At 64.1% G+C, this 14,999-nt stretch carries 15 protein-coding genes; 8 read left to right on the forward strand and 7 right to left on the reverse strand.

Annotated features, from left to right (window positions below):
- Window positions 1–30 precede the first annotated feature (30 nt).
- Complete coding sequence (locus B5V02_RS35620) at window positions 31–405, forward strand: YciI family protein (RefSeq protein ID WP_111548647.1); 375 nt, start codon at window positions 31–33, stop codon at window positions 403–405.
- Here B5V02_RS35620 and B5V02_RS35625 read toward each other — a convergent pair whose 3' ends face one another.
- From B5V02_RS35625 to trhO, 4 genes are all read right to left on the reverse strand, one after another.
- The gene (locus B5V02_RS35625) at window positions 406–1,161 is read right to left on the reverse strand and encodes an SDR family oxidoreductase (protein WP_111548648.1); all 756 of its coding nucleotides are present in this window, start codon (window positions 1,159–1,161) and stop codon (window positions 406–408) included. It lies immediately after the preceding gene.
- Between the two features lie 19 nt (window positions 1,162–1,180).
- Entirely contained in the window at window positions 1,181–1,537 is a 357-nt protein-coding gene (locus tag B5V02_RS35630; protein WP_208647191.1) for a hypothetical protein, read from the reverse strand.
- A 195-nt stretch (window positions 1,538–1,732) separates the two neighbouring features.
- The gene (locus B5V02_RS35635) at window positions 1,733–2,464 is read right to left on the reverse strand and encodes a tellurite resistance TerB family protein (protein ID WP_111548649.1); all 732 of its coding nucleotides are present in this window, start codon (window positions 2,462–2,464) and stop codon (window positions 1,733–1,735) included.
- A 130-nt stretch (window positions 2,465–2,594) separates the two neighbouring features.
- Entirely contained in the window at window positions 2,595–3,524 is a 930-nt protein-coding gene (trhO, locus tag B5V02_RS35640) for an oxygen-dependent tRNA uridine(34) hydroxylase TrhO (RefSeq protein WP_111548650.1), read from the reverse strand.
- 191 nt (window positions 3,525–3,715) lie between these two features.
- Here trhO and B5V02_RS35645 point away from each other — a divergent pair, with 191 nt between their 5' ends.
- Window positions 3,716–4,354, forward strand: a complete 639-nt coding sequence (locus B5V02_RS35645; RefSeq protein ID WP_111548651.1) for a 2-dehydro-3-deoxy-phosphogluconate aldolase — start codon at window positions 3,716–3,718, stop codon at window positions 4,352–4,354.
- 71 nt (window positions 4,355–4,425) lie between these two features.
- Here B5V02_RS35645 and B5V02_RS35650 read toward each other — a convergent pair whose 3' ends face one another.
- The 3 genes from B5V02_RS35650 to B5V02_RS35660 form a co-directional block, all read right to left on the reverse strand.
- Entirely contained in the window at window positions 4,426–4,617 is a 192-nt protein-coding gene (locus B5V02_RS35650; RefSeq protein ID WP_111548652.1) for a hypothetical protein, read from the reverse strand.
- 179 nt (window positions 4,618–4,796) lie between these two features.
- Window positions 4,797–6,659 (reverse strand): peptidoglycan L,D-endopeptidase MepK, encoded by a 1,863-nt coding sequence (locus tag B5V02_RS35655; RefSeq protein WP_111548653.1) that lies wholly within the window; start codon window positions 6,657–6,659, stop codon window positions 4,797–4,799.
- A gap of 472 nt (window positions 6,660–7,131) precedes the next feature.
- Window positions 7,132–8,691 carry a sigma-54-dependent transcriptional regulator gene (locus B5V02_RS35660; protein ID WP_111548654.1) on the reverse strand — a complete coding sequence of 520 codons (1,560 nt, stop codon included), beginning with the start codon at window positions 8,689–8,691 and terminating at the stop codon, window positions 7,132–7,134.
- Between the two features lie 177 nt (window positions 8,692–8,868).
- Between B5V02_RS35660 and B5V02_RS35665 the strand changes: the two genes are divergently transcribed.
- The 6 genes from B5V02_RS35665 to B5V02_RS35690 all read left to right on the forward strand — a co-directional run bounded on the left by B5V02_RS35665 (window position 8,869) and on the right by B5V02_RS35690 (window position 14,993).
- A complete protein-coding gene (locus B5V02_RS35665) occupies window positions 8,869–10,701 on the forward strand; it encodes a M3 family oligoendopeptidase (RefSeq protein WP_111548655.1) in 1,833 nt (610 codons plus the stop codon).
- A 372-nt stretch (window positions 10,702–11,073) separates the two neighbouring features.
- Window positions 11,074–11,799, forward strand: a complete 726-nt coding sequence (locus B5V02_RS35670; protein WP_111548656.1) for a proton-conducting membrane transporter — start codon at window positions 11,074–11,076, stop codon at window positions 11,797–11,799.
- A 201-nt stretch (window positions 11,800–12,000) separates the two neighbouring features.
- The gene (locus B5V02_RS35675; protein WP_111548657.1) at window positions 12,001–13,146 is read left to right on the forward strand and encodes an aminodeoxychorismate synthase component I; all 1,146 of its coding nucleotides are present in this window, start codon (window positions 12,001–12,003) and stop codon (window positions 13,144–13,146) included.
- Entirely contained in the window at window positions 13,095–13,757 is a 663-nt protein-coding gene (locus B5V02_RS35680) for an aminotransferase class IV family protein (protein ID WP_111548941.1), read from the forward strand. Before B5V02_RS35675 ends, B5V02_RS35680 begins: the two co-directional genes overlap by 52 nt.
- 13 nt (window positions 13,758–13,770) lie before the next feature.
- The gene (locus B5V02_RS35685) at window positions 13,771–14,058 is read left to right on the forward strand and encodes a YciI family protein (RefSeq protein ID WP_111548658.1); all 288 of its coding nucleotides are present in this window, start codon (window positions 13,771–13,773) and stop codon (window positions 14,056–14,058) included.
- Window positions 14,055–14,993, forward strand: a complete 939-nt coding sequence (locus tag B5V02_RS35690; RefSeq protein WP_111548659.1) for a heme-dependent oxidative N-demethylase family protein — start codon at window positions 14,055–14,057, stop codon at window positions 14,991–14,993. The genes B5V02_RS35685 and B5V02_RS35690 overlap by 4 nt, the downstream gene beginning before the upstream one ends.
- The last annotated feature ends 6 nt before the right edge of the window (window positions 14,994–14,999 follow it).

Below are 14,999 nucleotides of genomic sequence, written 5' to 3' on the forward strand. Positions count from 1 at the left end.
GGATTCACGACCAGAGAGAGATGACATCAGATGTTCTATGCAATCCTCGCCTATCACGTGGAAGATGCGATCAAGGCGCTGACGCCGCAAGAAGATGCGGCGCTGATGGCCGACCTGCTGCAGATCAACGACAGGCTCCACGCCGACGGCAGCCTCGGGCCGTCGGCGCGGCTGGGCGCGACACAATCGGCCTTCACTCTGCGCGGGCCGGGCGACGGGACCGTCATTGACGGGCCGTTCGCCGAGACCAAGGAACAGCTTCTCGGCCTCTATGTCGTCGACTGCGCCACCCGCGACGATGCGATCGCCATCGCGCGCGACCTTCGCCGCGTCAATCCGACCGCCGTTTACGAAATCCGTCCGATCGCGCTCTATCTCCCCGGCGTGCCGTTGGCAGGGAAATGACTACCCACGCCCGACAAACGGCATCTTGGTGGCCATCACCGTCATGAACAGCACATTGGCGTCGAGCGGCAGGCTGGCCATGTGGACGACGGCGTCGGCAACGCGCTGGACGTCCATCACCGCTTCAGCGGCGATCGAGCCGTTGGCCTGCGGCACGCCGACCGTCATCGCCTGCGCCATGTCGGTCAGCGCATTGCCGATGTCGATCTGGCCGCAGGCAATGTCATAGGGCCGGCCGTCGAGCGCCAGCGTCTTGGTCAGTCCGGTGATGGCATGCTTGGTCGCCGTGTAAGGCACCGAGCCCGGACGCGGCGCATAGGCCGACACCGAGCCGTTGTTGATGATGCGGCCACCCATCGGCCGCTGCTTGCGCATGGCGCCGAAGGCGGCGCGGGCGCACAGGAACGAACCGGTGAGATTGACGCCGACGATATCGTTCCACACCTCGACCGGGATCTCGTCGATCGGCGTCGATTTGTAGCCCATGCCGGCATTGTTGAAGAGCAGGTCGACGCGGCCGAAAGCCTCCGCCACCGTCTCGAACAGATCATCGACCTCGCCGGCCTTGCTGATGTCGCAGGCAACCGCCAATGCCTTGGCCTCGGTCGGCCCGGCTTCGGCGACGGCGGTATCCAGCACGGATTTGCGGCGTCCGCAGAACACGGTGTTCCAGCCGGCCTTGAGCAACGCCGTGGCGACGCTCTTGCCGATGCCCGTGCCGGCGCCGGTGACGATGGCGGTTCTTTGCGCGGTCATAACTGTCCTCCGTGACGCCTCAGCCATCGCAAATGATGGTGACCGTGACAAGCCTGGGATCAGACTCAGTTGGGCGACGTTTCCCGGATCTCACGCCAGTATTCCTCTGCGACGTCAGCATCAATTTGCACGGATGCAGAACTTTCTGGATAGAGCCGATCTTTGCCGTCCTTCCGAGGACCAGAAATCCAAACCTCTCGCCTGTCTCGATGTCGAAGTAGTTTGCTTTGAATCCGCTGCCTTTCAGGCTTTGAAAGGTCCGTCCTCGATAGCTCATCGATTTGCAAGTTTGTGAAAACATGACGCGGCCAACCCACGCCGGTCCATTCAGCGATGCGGACTTGTTTTCGATATACATGATGCGCGATTTTGGCATGCCGGCATGATCCTATGCGACATCGATGATGCGCAAGATACGGAGGCGGCCCTTCGACAAAAAGGGCGGTCATTGGCGACCGCCCTGATCTGAACCGGGCTTGGGAGGAGGAAAACCGGTCCGACTGTATAGAATCATGCGCTTCCTGAGTTAACCAAACGTTAACCGTGGAAAGGTCGCCTGTGCCGATTTGGGCTACCAGCGCGGGTTGGGTGAGGTCCCGGCCGGCACTTTCGCTGCCGAAACCGTCGCCTCGACATGGTCGACCAGCGCGTCCGGCAGGCCAAGCCGGCCGGCAAGCAGGTCGAGATAGCCGCGCTCGGCGCGCGTGTCAGGGTCGATGGTAAGGCGCGACGCGGTATAGAGTTCGAGCTTCTGTGCATCGGTCTTGGCACCGGCCACCAGCGTGTCGAGGTCGAGCGGGCTCTCCAGCTCAGACATCAGGAATTTCTCGGCATCGGAGCCGATCCCCGCCAGGCTGAGCTTGCCGGCAATCTTCTGGCGTTCGTCATCATCGATATGGCCATCGGCCTTGGCGGCCGAGATCATCGCCCGAACCAGGGTCAGGGTGAATTCGTCCTCGCCTTGCGGCGCCTGCGACGGGTGGAAAGCGGTGTCCTTGGGCGGCGGCAGCAATTCCGGTTCGCCGGCCGCGGGCGCTTCCGCCGGCGCGTTGCCGGCCTTGTAGTTCTGGTAGGCCTTGTAAGCGAGGCCGCCGATCGCGGCCAGTCCGCCAAGCTTCACCGCGGCACCTGTCACCTCGCGGCCGGCACCGGTCCCGAGCAGCACGGCAGCCAGCGCGCCGGCGGCCAGGGGGTTGTCCTTGGCCATCTGCACGGCCTGACCCGCCTTGTCGCGGACGGTCCCGCTGGTGCCGGGGATTTGCGAGCCGAGCAGATCGTCGAGAAGCTTCTTGGGATCGAACATTCAATGCCTCCAGGATTTGCCCGGCCGAACGGGCAGGTTTCGAACGTCGGAGAGGTAGGTCCCGCACCTTGACATTACAATGACGGACCCTTCGGGGCAGACCCTTGGCGGCGAGCGGCCGATGCCGGGATCAGGATCCGATATGCCGGCCCCTGCCCCGTACTTGCGCGAGTTCAACCTGGCGCTGGCGCTCGGCATAACGCTGGCGGTCCTCGTCGGAACGCGCATCGAAGCAATGCGGACAAGACACGCCGGTGGCGAATTTCGGTGATGTCAGGTCGCCCGGCGTCAGCGGATGACGGCAGGCGCGGCAGAGTTCGGCGTCGCCCTCGGCGAGGCCGTGCGACACGGAAACGCGTTCGTCGAAGACGAAGCACTCGCCTTGCCACAGGCTCTGTTCGGAGGGAATCTCCTCCAGGTATTTGAGGATGCCGCCCTTGAGGTGGAAGACATCCTCGAAACCGAGCGACTTGACGTAGGCGGTCGCCTTTTCGCAGCGTATGCCGCCGGTGCAGAACATCGCCACCTTGCGGCCCTCGAGTTCCGCCCTGTGTGCTTGCACCCAGGCCGGGAACTCGCGAAATCTTGCCGTTGCCGGATCGACCGCGCCCTTGAAGGTGCCGATCGACACCTCATAGGCGTTGCGCGTGTCGATGACGATCGTATCGGGCTCGGAAATCAGCGCGTTCCAGTCGGCCGGCGCGACATAGGTGCCGGCGCTCGTCGCCGGGTCGATATCGCCGACGCCCATGGTGACGATCTCGCGCTTCAGCCGCACCTTCATGCGGTGGAACGGCATTTCCGCTGCACTGCTGTATTTGATCTCGAGGCCGGCGAGCCCGTCTATGGATTCGAGATAATCGATCAGTTCGGCAATCGCCGTCTCGCGGCCGGCGACGGTGCCGTTGATGCCCTCATGCGCCAGAAGCAGCGTGCCCTTGATGCCGCGCCCGCAACAGAAAGCGGCGAGCGGCGCGCGCAATTCGTCGAAGGCGTCGAGCCGGGCAAACCGGTAGAGCGCGGCGACGCGGATGGGGTCTGTTGGCGTGGACAATGTCATTGCCAAGGCAACTAGACGCTCGTCGCAGCCGATTCAAGGCGGAGCAGGTTCATCAACCCGTCAATCGCGTTTGATAACAGTGGCCGGTATGACCGCCCCACGGCGCGTGACATCGCGACACGCTTCGTTTCATGGACAGAAAAACACCCGTCTGCTAATCGGTTGAATTGTCCCACGATACGGAAAGACAGATGCCCAGCAAGACCGAAAAACTCCTGTCGCTCCTCAACGGCCAGCCGGTCATCCCGGTGCTGAAGATCGCCAATGTCAGTGATGCCGTGCCGCTGGCACGCGCTCTGGCGCGTGGCGGTCTGCTGGCGATCGAGATCACGCTCAGAACCGCCGACGCGCTGGAAGCGATCCGGCGGGTGGCGGCTGAGGTCGAGGACGCCATCGTCGGCGCCGGTACCATTCTCGATGCGCGTCAATTTGAAGAGGCGGCGGCCGCGGGCTCGCGCTTCATCGTCAGCCCCGGCATCACCCGCGAGCTTCTGGCGGCAGCCGCCGGCAGCGACGTTCCGCTGCTGCCCGGCGCCATCACGCCTGGCGAGATCATGGCCGCGCGGGAAGCCGGCTTGCGTTTCCTCAAATTCTTCCCGGCCGAGCAGTCGGGCGGCATCGCTTCGCTGAAGGCCTTCGCCTCGCCGCTCGCCGATGTGAAATTCTGCCCGACCGGCGGCATCACCGGCAAGAACGCGGCCGAGTATCTCAGCCTGCCCAACGTCGTCTGCGTCGGCGGCTCCTGGGTGGCGCCGGACGACATGGTCAAGGCCGGCAAATGGGATGAGATCGAAGCCCTGGCGCGCGCGGCGAGCAAGCTGGCGAAGTAGGCTTTCGGCACGGCACGAAAAAACCCGGCCGACTTGCGCCGACCGGGTTCTGCTGAATCAGTTCGAGCCGATCAGTTGCAGACCCTGATCTTTTCCACGACCCTGCGGTGGTGAGCCCAATGCGTGACCACCCTGGTCCGGCAGTGCTTTTTCATGTGCATATGGTCGTTGGTCTTGATGACAACGGTCGCTGCCTGCGTGGGAGCGATGGCCGCCGAAGCGGTTGCCAATGCAATGACCGATGCCAGTAGAATGTTCTTCATGGATTATCCCCGGGTTTGAACGAACAGGGGAGAAACCCTTGAAGGACTGGGCCGTTCCACGATCACCGCAATGTCAGACCGGCGTGATCGCGGCCAATGGCGGCGGCGCCATTGGCTCCAGCTACGCAACAAAAAGCCGCGCAGGTTGCCCGGCGCGGCTTTGTCGATTGACTGGTCGCTTACTTGGTCTGGAAGCGGGCGACCGACAAGAACTTGACGGCGTTGCCGGTGAAGCGGTTGGCATCGGCCATCTGGTCGCCGGACTGGAAGCCGGCCGTATAGACCTCGCTCGGCGGGGTATGCACGATGCTGTAGGCGTAGCCCGGTGCTGTCGTGGCGCTTGAAACGGTGGCGACATGCTCGCCACTGGTCAGCGCCCAGCGGGCGGCCTGCGGCGCTGCGGCAATCACCATGGCTTTGGGGCCGGGCTTCAGGTCGCGGGCGGTGGCTCTCGATTCCTTGCGCGTCGTCTTCACGCCAGCGCCGATCGCGGCGGCCGGATCGGAACCGGCCGGGCGGGCAACGACAGCCTCGCGCGGCGATGCGGCATCGGCGCCCGACGGATCGTTGAAGGCCGAACGCGGCTCGGACAAGGTCAAGGACGCGACATGGTACGCGTCGGCCGCACTACCGACCTGGGCATTGGCTTCGTCGAGCACGGCCTTGACCGCATCCGGCTTGCTATCGGGCCGCGCGCTGGGCAGCACCGAGAAGGCGTCGGCCGCGGCGCTGCCGCGCTCAGCCGTATCCGCCAGCGCCATCAGCACGTCCTTGCTGGGCGGCGGAGCCAGAGCCGCCGGCAGCGAATTGTCGGGGCGCCAAGTCGGCAACGGTATATTGTTGACAGCGACCTGGGCCGGGTCCGGGGCGGCCGGATCCGGTGCGGCCGACGGATCGGCCATGCCGAAAGGCACGCTCGCCGGCGCATGTGCGGTCGCCACGGCCTGCTCGGCGGTGGCTGTCGCATCCGCAGCCGCTGTCGCATCCGCCATGGCAAAAGGAGCATTCTCAGGCGGCTGGGCGCCGACATCGGCTTTCGGCCGCGGTGCAAAATCAGGCAGCGGAATGCTGCGGGCTGGCAGCGCCGCGATGATCGTCTCCGGCGTATCTTTTTCCGGCTCCGGAGCCTGCTCCTCGGCAACCTGCGGAACCTCGGCACGCTGTGCATTCTCCGGCGCCACGATGGCGATGCCCGGGAGGTTGCTGGTCTTGGCCGCCGCAGCCGGCTTCAGGTTTCTAGCCTTGGGCGGGGGTGCCGCCGAAGCGGTCTCGACATCGGCGCTGTCGTCGGCCTCGTCGTCGCCGCCGCCAAAGAAAGCCGACAGGAACCCACCTGATTTCTTGCTGCTGCCGCCGGCACTGGCCAGCTCGATGGCCGGCGCGCCTGAACCCTTGCGCGCCTTGTAGGAGGCGAGCGCCTGCTCAAAGCCGGGCAGCGGCCTGCCGTCGCTCGGCACATGCAGCGTCTTGCCATTGGGGAACAGGCTGACCAGTTCCTGGCGGCTGATGCCGGGCCAATGGCGCACATTGCCGACATCCATATGGACGAACGGCGAACCGGATGTCGGGTAGTAGCCGACGCCGCCACCCTGCATCTTGAGTCCGATGTTGCGCAGCTTCTTCAGCGGCACGCCGGGAATGTAGAAGTCCATCGCCTTGCCGAGCATGTGCTGGCTCTTCTCGGCGACGCCCCTGCTGCGGCTGCGCAGCATCGAGTTCGTCGACGGCGAGCGATAGCCGCAGACGACCTGGATGTAGTCCGTGGCACCGCTTTCCCGATATGCTTCCCAGACCAGATCCAGCAGGCGCGGATCCATCTTGGTCGGCTCGTTGCGGCGCCAGTCGCGCAGAATGATGTTGATCTTCCTGAGACCCTCCGGAACGTAGCGGCCATTGCGCTTGTAGACGATCTCGGCCTTCTCGTGGGTGTGGAGGTGATAGAGCTTCAGCGAACGTGTTTCGGCGCTGGCGCCAGTCGCAGCCGCGGCAACAAAACCAAATGCGACAATCAACGCCGCCAGCCATTTCGGCCAGACGCTCACGTGATGGTGCCGCCCGTTTGTGTGTCGTTCGATTCTGTTCAAATCAAAAGGCCCTGCAGGCTGCCGTTTGTCCCCGGATTTGCCCAAACGGATGTGTCGTTTTCACATCCGAATATCGATCCTAATGGTTAATCATCGCTTATTGAAGCCAAAATGCGGTAACACCGTGGCGATATCCCGTCAAAAATTGTTCACCGGGTTTCTTGGTAAACCGCTGGTTTAGATCATGTTTCCGCCTTTTTCCGAAACACGATCTGTTACCGCCAGCCTTAATGCGTGAACAGGCCTGTCCATAGGCCCGCCACATTCCCGCCGAAACCCGATACAGGGCGCATTCTGGCATCGCAAGCTGGCTCCGGCCTTGCGGCCGAAGCATGAATCCCGAACCGAAGGTCGGCAAAGCAATGGCGGGAACTGGTTTTCGGAAGAGATTATGCGCTCCAAGGTGTGTTGAGAATCAGGTCAACACACCCTAGGAGGCGAGCCGATCGACGCGGCCGGTCTCCGGGTCGATGCCGTATTCCTTGAGCTTGCGATAAAGCGTCGAGCGGCCGATGCCGAGGCGGCGGGCGACTTCGCTCATCTGGCCGTTGTAGTGATCGATGGCAAGCTTGATCATCTCGAGTTCGACATCGGCCAGCGCACGCACATTGCCGCGTTCGTCGAGTGCCCGCAACGTGCCGAAGCGGGGCTGCAGCCTGGCCGGCGGATCGGGCTCGGTCGCCAAGACACCTTCACCTCGCAAGCCACCCTCGCCGTGCAAGGCTTCCTCGTCGCGCGGCTCCGTGTCCAGCGGCGCGGACGCAGACGGCAAAACGCCATTGGCGTCGAGATTGACGGTGCCTTCCACCTGCGCCCGGATCTGCGGGAAGTCCTCCGTGGTCAGCACATCGCCTTCGCAAAGCACCGAGGCCCGAAAGACGGCATTTTCGAGCTGCCGGATGTTTCCCGGCCAGTCATAGGCCTGCAGCACGGCAAGGGCAGCGGCCGAAATGCCTTGCAGGCGATGACGCGGGTCGGCTGGCGCCACCTTCTCCATGAAATGCGTGACCAGATAGGGGATGTCGTCGCGGCGGTCGCGCAGCGGCGGCACGAAGATCGGGTAGACGTTCAGCCGATAGAACAAATCCTCGCGGAACTTGCCGTCCTTGACCTGCTGCAGGAGGTTGCGGTGCGTCGCCGAAATCAGCCTGATGTCGACCCTGACGGTCGAGCGTCCGCCGACCGGGTCGACCTCGCCGTCCTGCACGGCGCGCAGCAGCTTGACCTGCACGTCGAGCGGCAGATCGCCAATCTCGTCGAGAAACAGCGTTCCCGAATGCGCCTCGACGAACTTGCCGGTGTGCTTATCGGTGGCGCCGGTGAACGAGCCCTTCTCGTGGCCGAACAGGATCGATTCGACGAGATTGTCGGGAATGGCGCCGCAATTGACAGTGACGAAGGGTTTCGAGCGACGGTCGCCGCTGCCCTGGATGGCACGCGCCACCAGTTCCTTGCCGACGCCGGACTCGCCCTCGATCAGGATCGGGATGTTGGATGCCGCCGCCTTCTGGCCAAGGCGGATCACCCTGTCCATGGCCGGGCTGTGCGTGACCATGTCCTTGAAGGTCAGAAGCCCGCCACGCCGGCGCGACGTACGCTTGACCTCGCCCTCGACGGCCTCGACCTTGAGCGCATTGGCAATCGATGCCTGCAGCCTGTCAGGAGAGGCCGGCTTGACGACGAAATCGAAGGCGCCGTGACGCATTGCCGAAACCACGGTCTCGATGCCGCCCTGGGCGGTCTGCACGATCGTCGGGACATTTATGTCGCGCTCGCGCATCGCCTTCAGCACGCCGATGCCGTCGAGACCGGGCATGACCAGATCGAGGATGACCACCGAAACCTCGCGGGCGCTTGGCCCGTCGAGAACATCGAGCGCGGCCGCGCCGCCATCGACGACGGTTGCCGTATAACCGAACCGCGTCACGGCTGCTTCGAGCAGCCGGCGCTGCACGGGATCGTCATCGACTATGAGTATGGAACCTGTCATGACTGATACGACTGTGCCCGCCCGAGGAATTCTGCCCTGTGGACCATCTTGGCACAGGGTTCTAAATAAGGTTTCAAAAAACCCGGTGAATGAATTCCTTAGGATTTGACCGGCTTCTCGTTTCCCCCTGAACCTCGGCCACGGAAGGTATCGGCGATGCACATGGTTTCTGGGCACATGGTTTCTGCTCGGCGGCTGACGGCGCCAGCGTCCGGTCAGGGCGCGGCCGAGCTTGGCGACCTGCCGGAGTGGAACCTTGCCGATCTCTATGCCGGCATGGATGCGCCGGAACTGAAGCGCGACATCGTCAAGGCCGCCGCCGATGCGATCAGCTTCGAGACCCGATGGAAGGGTACGCTGGCCGCCGAGGCCGAGCGCGGCAGCGCCGGCAGGCTGGGCGAGGCGCTTGTCGCCTACGAGGCACTGGAGGAACTGATCGGCCGCATCGTCTCCTATGCTGGGCTGGTCTATGCCGGAAACACCGCCGATCCGCAGCGCGCCAAGCTCTATGGCGACATCCAGGAGAAGATGACCGACGCCAGCGCGCACCTTCTGTTCTTTGCGCTCGAACTCAACCTGATCGACGACGGCGCGATCGAAGGCGCGCTTGCCGCCGATCCCGCGTTCGGCCACTACCGGCCCTGGGTGCTCGATCTGCGCAAGGACAAGCCCTACCAGCTCGAGGACCGCGTCGAGCAGCTTTTCCATGAAAAATCGATCACTGGACGCGGCGCCTGGAACCGGTTGTTCGACGAGACGATGACCGACCTTCGCTTCGACATTGACGGCGAGGAGCTGACGCTGGAGCCAGCGCTGAACCGCTTGCAGGATGCCGACGGCGAGGTGCGCCGCCGGGCCGCCGAGGCGCTGGCAGCGACCTTCCGCAAGAATTTGCGCACCTTCACGCTGATCACCAACACGCTGGCCAAGGACAAGGAGATTTCCGACCGCTGGCGTGGCTTCGAGGACATCGCCGATTCACGCCATCTCGCCAACCGCGTCGAGCGCGGTGTGGTCGATGCCCTCGCATCCGCCGTTCGCGACGCCTATCCGCGCCTGTCGCACCGCTATTATGCGATGAAGGCGCGCTGGCTGGGCATGGAGGTGATGAACCACTGGGACCGCAACGCGCCATTGCCGGACACGCCCCAGGCGATCATCGGTTGGGACGAGGCCAGGAACACCGTCCTGTCCGCCTATCAGCGCTTTTCGCCCGACATGGCGGAGATCGCGCGGACCTTCTTCGACCGCAACTGGATCGACGCGCCGGTGCGTCCGGGCAAGTCGCCCGGCGCCTTCTCGCATCCGACCGTGCCGTCGGCGCACCCCTATGTCCTGCTCAACTACATGGGCAAGCCGCGCGATGTAATGACGCTGGCGCACGAGCTTGGCCACGGCGTGCATCAGGTGCTGGCCAGCGGCCAGGGCGCGCTGATGGCCTCGACGCCGCTGACGCTGGCCGAGACGGCATCCGTCTTCGGCGAGATGCTGACCTTCCGCTCGCTGCTCGACCAGACCACCGACAGGCGCGAGCGCAAGGCCATGCTCGCCCAGAAGGTCGAGGACATGATCAACACGGTCGTGCGCCAGATCGCCTTCTACGAATTCGAGCGCAAGGTGCATGCCGAGCGCAAGAATGGCGAACTGACCTCCGACAGGCTCGGCCAGTTCTGGCTGGAAGTGCAGGCCGAAAGCCTCGGGCCGGCGATCAAGCTGCGCGAAGGCTACGAGGTGTTCTGGACCTACATCCCGCACTTCATCCATTCGCCCTTCTACGTCTATGCCTATGCTTTCGGCGACTGCCTGGTGAACTCGCTTTACGCGGTCTACCAGAATGCCGAGCGCGGCTTCCAGGACAAGTATTTCGAAATGCTGCGCGCCGGCGGCACCAAACATCATTCCGAGCTTCTGGCGCCCTTCGGCCTTGATGCTACCGATCCCGCCTTCTGGCAGATCGGGCTTGGCGTCATCAGCGGCCTGATCGACGAGCTGGAAACACTCGACGCTTGAAACGCGCCCGTAGGTCTCATCTGCTCGCAGAACAGTTTAGCCGGGATGCATATTGGGAACGGCTTATTCTGGCCTAAATATCTGTTCTTGAAGTACTCTCCATGGAAGTTTTCCGATAGCTTTCCACAAGCTCTATGATAGCCTTCGTTCCAAGCTCAGCCGGAGCGCATGCGGATCGGCGAGGGAAAGTCTCAGCCGACTGCGACGCTTTGGCGAACGCGACAACGGCCGTTGGCCATGGCAGGCAAAGCCGATCGCCGACAGCTCGAACCGAAGCCGGCTGTTCTGCGAACCGCGGAATACCATCGAGTAGTCCTTCGCCGAAGGTCATGGACCCATGCCACGGCAGACGGATCTGACTGGAGAGAGACAATGGGCACTTTTTTCTACATGCTCCTGGCATTCCTGGCAGGCGTGTTGGTGGGCTGGTTCCTCTGGGGACGCCTGCGCGGTGAACTCGACAGCTTGCGCGGCGACCTCGACCGCACGCGCAGCGAGCGCGACAGGCTGCGCGCCGACAGCGACCGCCTGACCGGTGAACTCGATGCATGCGGCAAGACCCGCGCCGACCTTGAGCGCCGGCTGCGCGAAGCGCAGGCAACGCCCGCTGCCGGAACCGGTGCGGCAAAGGCCGCGAGCCAGGCGCCGGCTGCCCTGATGTCAACGCCAGCCGCGGCCAAATCGGCACCGGCAGCGGCCAAACCGGCGCCAAAGAAGCCGGCGGCGGCCAAGGCAGCGCCCGCCGCGAAGACCAGCGCACCCAAAGCCAGCGTCCCAAAGGCGACCGCCGCGCCAAAAACGGCAGCACCGGCAAAAGCCACGGCGGCCAAACCAGCATCTGGCAAGCCGGACAATCTGCGCCGGCTGATCGGCATCGGTCCGGTCAACGAGAAGCTGCTCAAGGCACAAGGCGTCACCAGTTTCGCCCAGATCGCCGCCTGGACAGCCGCCGATATCAAGCGGATTGAGGATGTCATGAACTTCGACGGCCGCATCGCGCGCGAACGCTGGATCGAACAGGCCAAGCTGCTTGCCGCCGGCGACGAAACAGAGTTCGCCAAGCAGTTTCCGACAGCGGGAACCGCCAGCAACACCTGAGTGGCGGAAGCAAGATTATTACAAACGGCGGCGCCCAAGGCGCCGCCGTTTGTTCTTGGCCGCGATATCGACCCCAAGGTTGGTCCGGAGGTCGGCCCAAAGGTCGGCTTTGAGTGGCAGCGTGCCGTTCCCTCGATTGCGCGCGAGCGGCCCCCCATATAGAGCGGTCGACGGCTTCATTGACCGCAGCATCCGAGTCCCATGTCCCTGCCCGCCGCAATTTTCCGCAACGACGAAAGCGCGCACCAGCTCGTTTTCGACCGGCCGGCCGACATCATCGTGGCGCATGAGGCAAAGGATTTCCTGCCGGCGCTGGCGGCGGCGCAAGCCGCGCACGACGCCGGCAAATGGCTGGCCGGCTATTTCTCCTATGAAGCGGGCTACCTGCTCGAACCCAAGCTTGTTCCCTTGCTGCCGGGCGAACGCCGTGCCCCGCTGGTCTGCCTGGGGGTTTTCGATGCGCCGGTCGAAGAGGCGGTGCCGCCCCGCAACGCAGCGGCGACCAATGGCCCGATCTTCGATGCCCGGGCGACATGGTCGCTCGAGGACTACGAGAAGCGGTTCTCGCGGCTGCACCAGCACATCAGGCAAGGCGATTGCTACCAGGGCAACCTGACCTTTCCCATTCATGCGCAATGGTCGGGTGACCCGCTCGCCGCCTTCGATGCGCTGACCGAACGCCAGCCGGTGAAATATGGCGCGCTGGTCGCGCTCGGTGATCCCATCGTGCTGTCGCGCTCGCCCGAACTGTTCTTCGAGATCGACGCCTCAGGCATGATCGAGACGCATCCGATGAAGGGTACCGCACCGCGCGGCGCCACCAAGGTCGAGGACGAGCGGCAGAAGATCTTCCTGCGCAACGACGAGAAGAACCAGGCCGAAAACCGGATGATCGTCGATCTCCTGCGCAACGATATCTCGCTGATCAGCGAGGTCGGTACGCTGGAGGTGCCGGCGCTGTTCCGCATCGAGACCTATCCGACCGTCCACCAGATGGTGAGCGACGTCAGGGCGAAGTTGCTGCCGGGTCTCAGCATCCGTCAGATCTTCGCGGCGCTGTTTCCGTGCGGCTCGATCACCGGCGCGCCAAAAATCCGTGCCATGGAAATCCTGCACGATCTGGAAGGCACGCCGCGCGACACCTATTGCGGCGCCATCGGCTGGATCGCGCCCGGCGGCACGATGCGCTTTTCCGTGGCGATCCGCACCATCTCGCTCTTTTCCGGCGGCGAGGCCGTCTACAATGTCGGCGGCGGCGTCGTCTTCGATTCGACGGCTGAGGAGGAGTATCAGGAGTGTCTGCTGAAAGCGCGCTTCGCGACGGGAACACCGCCGACTTCCAACTGATCGAGACCATGCGCTGGGAACCCGGCTCGGGCTTCCTGCGCTTCGATCGCCACCTTGCCCGCCTCTATGGCTCGGCAGCGGAACTCGGCTTTGCCTGCGACCCGCAAAGGATCGGCGAGGTGCTCGGAAATGCGGTCAGCGGATCCGGCATCGCGTTGCGCACGCGTCTCGCTTTATCGCGCGACGGCGAAGCGACCGCCTCGGCACAGCCCTATGAACCGCTCGCCGCCGACAAGGTCTGGACGCTGCGGCTGGCGCGGACAAGGCTCGATTCGCACGACACGCTGCTGCGCCACAAGACCAGCCGGCGCCAGCTCTACAGCCACGCCCGCTCCGAATATCTCATCACCCAGGCCGACGAGGTGTTGCTGGCCAATGAGCGCGGCGAGATCTGCGAAGGCACCATCACCAATGTCTTCGCCGATTTAGGCGACGGCATGCTGGCGACGCCGCGGCTCGACTGCGGCTTGCTGGCTGGCGTATTGCGCGCCGAGCTTCTGGATGAAGGCCGCGCCCGCGAAGCGATCTACAGCTACGGCGATCTGCAGTCGGCCAAGGCGCTGTTCGTCGGCAATTCGCTGCGCGGCTTGATCCCCGCAAAGTTGGCATGACCGGGAGAATGCTATGTTCGTCGTTTCGCTGAACTACAAGGTGCCGCTGACCGAGATCGATCGCTTGCAAGCGGCGCATGTCGAATGGCTGAAGGCCTGCTACGCGGACGGCATCTTCGTCGCCTCCGGGCCGAAGAAACCGAGAACCGGCGGCATCATCATCGCGCAATGCCCGCGCGAAGTCCTCGACGCCAGGCTGGCAGCGGATCCCTTCGCCATGGCAAACGCGGCCGACTATGAAGTCATCGAGTTCCTGGCGCGGATGACCACCGCCGGCCTGGACACATTCAGGGAAGCATGAGCTTGGCCGAGGCGCTGCCCACTCACACGCCCTATGACGGCTCGTCAAAACTGTTCAGCATCGGGCTGAAGCCGCTCGATCCGGCAGACTGGATCGAGGTCGACGACCATCTGCTGCCGTATCTCGCCGAGAAGCGCCGGCTCTATGCCGAAATCCCCGAGCGGGTTTTCGTCGAGGAGGACGGCACGCGGGACGCCCAGCAGGAAGTGCTCGAATTGCTCGGCGCGCATCTGCCGGAAAGATTTCCCGACACCTATCGGCGCACCGCCGCGGGAGTCGAGGCCGTGGGCGCGGAGAGCCATTTCACCATCCCTTCCGGTCTCGGCGACGCACCGCTCGTCGCCGCCTCCCTGCTCATCCAGGAAGACCTGATCCTGATGCGCCGCAACGACAGCGGCTGGCGGCTCGTCGCCGGCTCGCTGTGCTTTCCCTCATCCTGGCTGCTGGTCGAGAAATTCGGTCGGCCGCTGCAGGATATCCACGCGCCGGTGCCGGGTTTCGGTCCGGGCACCCGCCCGGCCGAACTGATCAACCGCATGTTCGACGGTCTTCAGGGCCAGGCGGTCGAGCGCAACAACTGGTCGATCCAGTCTGATAACGCGCTCTACCATCCGCTCTCCGATCTGCAGCGCACCGACCGCGCCACCAACCGCCCGTCGCGGTTTCCGGATGGCGACGTCGGCGCCCATGCCTTCATCCGCGTCGAACGGCAGACGCTGCGCAAACTGCCGGTCTCGTGCGATATCCTGTTCACCATTCGCATCCATCTCGACCCGCTCGCCGTGCTCGCGCGGCATCCGGATCGGGCGAAGCTCGCAGCGTCTTTCGCCGCGCAGCTCGAAGCGCTCGATCTCGCCCAGCTCGACTACAAGGGCCTGACATCGGACCGCGACCGGCTGATCGCCGTCCTTAACCACATGGCCAATGACGCGTAGCCTCCG

The organism is Mesorhizobium kowhaii, assembly GCF_003253745.1.
Classification (GTDB): domain Bacteria; phylum Pseudomonadota; class Alphaproteobacteria; order Rhizobiales; family Rhizobiaceae; genus Mesorhizobium; species Mesorhizobium kowhaii.

What these genes read in the sequence shown, in the direction of transcription:
- B5V02_RS35690 (WP_111548659.1), top strand. Translation starts at nt 14,055, where the DNA reads ATGAGCTTGGCCGAGGCGCTGCCCACTCACACGCCCTATGACGGCTCG.
- B5V02_RS35635 (WP_111548649.1), bottom strand. Translation starts at nt 2,464, where the DNA reads ATGTTCGATCCCAAGAAGCTTCTCGACGATCTGCTCGGCTCGCAAATC.
- B5V02_RS35675 (WP_111548657.1), top strand. Translation starts at nt 12,001, where the DNA reads ATGTCCCTGCCCGCCGCAATTTTCCGCAACGACGAAAGCGCGCACCAG.
- B5V02_RS35625 (WP_111548648.1), bottom strand. Translation starts at nt 1,161, where the DNA reads ATGACCGCGCAAAGAACCGCCATCGTCACCGGCGCCGGCACGGGCATC.
- B5V02_RS35645 (WP_111548651.1), top strand. Translation starts at nt 3,716, where the DNA reads ATGCCCAGCAAGACCGAAAAACTCCTGTCGCTCCTCAACGGCCAGCCG.
- B5V02_RS35620 (WP_111548647.1), top strand. Translation starts at nt 31, where the DNA reads ATGTTCTATGCAATCCTCGCCTATCACGTGGAAGATGCGATCAAGGCG.
- B5V02_RS35665 (WP_111548655.1), top strand. Translation starts at nt 8,869, where the DNA reads ATGGTTTCTGCTCGGCGGCTGACGGCGCCAGCGTCCGGTCAGGGCGCG.
- trhO (WP_111548650.1), bottom strand. Translation starts at nt 3,524, where the DNA reads ATGACATTGTCCACGCCAACAGACCCCATCCGCGTCGCCGCGCTCTAC.
- B5V02_RS35685 (WP_111548658.1), top strand. Translation starts at nt 13,771, where the DNA reads ATGTTCGTCGTTTCGCTGAACTACAAGGTGCCGCTGACCGAGATCGAT.
- B5V02_RS35650 (WP_111548652.1), bottom strand. Translation starts at nt 4,617, where the DNA reads ATGAAGAACATTCTACTGGCATCGGTCATTGCATTGGCAACCGCTTCG.
- B5V02_RS35630 (WP_208647191.1), bottom strand. Translation starts at nt 1,537, where the DNA reads ATGCCAAAATCGCGCATCATGTATATCGAAAACAAGTCCGCATCGCTG.
- B5V02_RS35670 (WP_111548656.1), top strand. Translation starts at nt 11,074, where the DNA reads ATGGGCACTTTTTTCTACATGCTCCTGGCATTCCTGGCAGGCGTGTTG.
- B5V02_RS35660 (WP_111548654.1), bottom strand. Translation starts at nt 8,691, where the DNA reads ATGACAGGTTCCATACTCATAGTCGATGACGATCCCGTGCAGCGCCGG.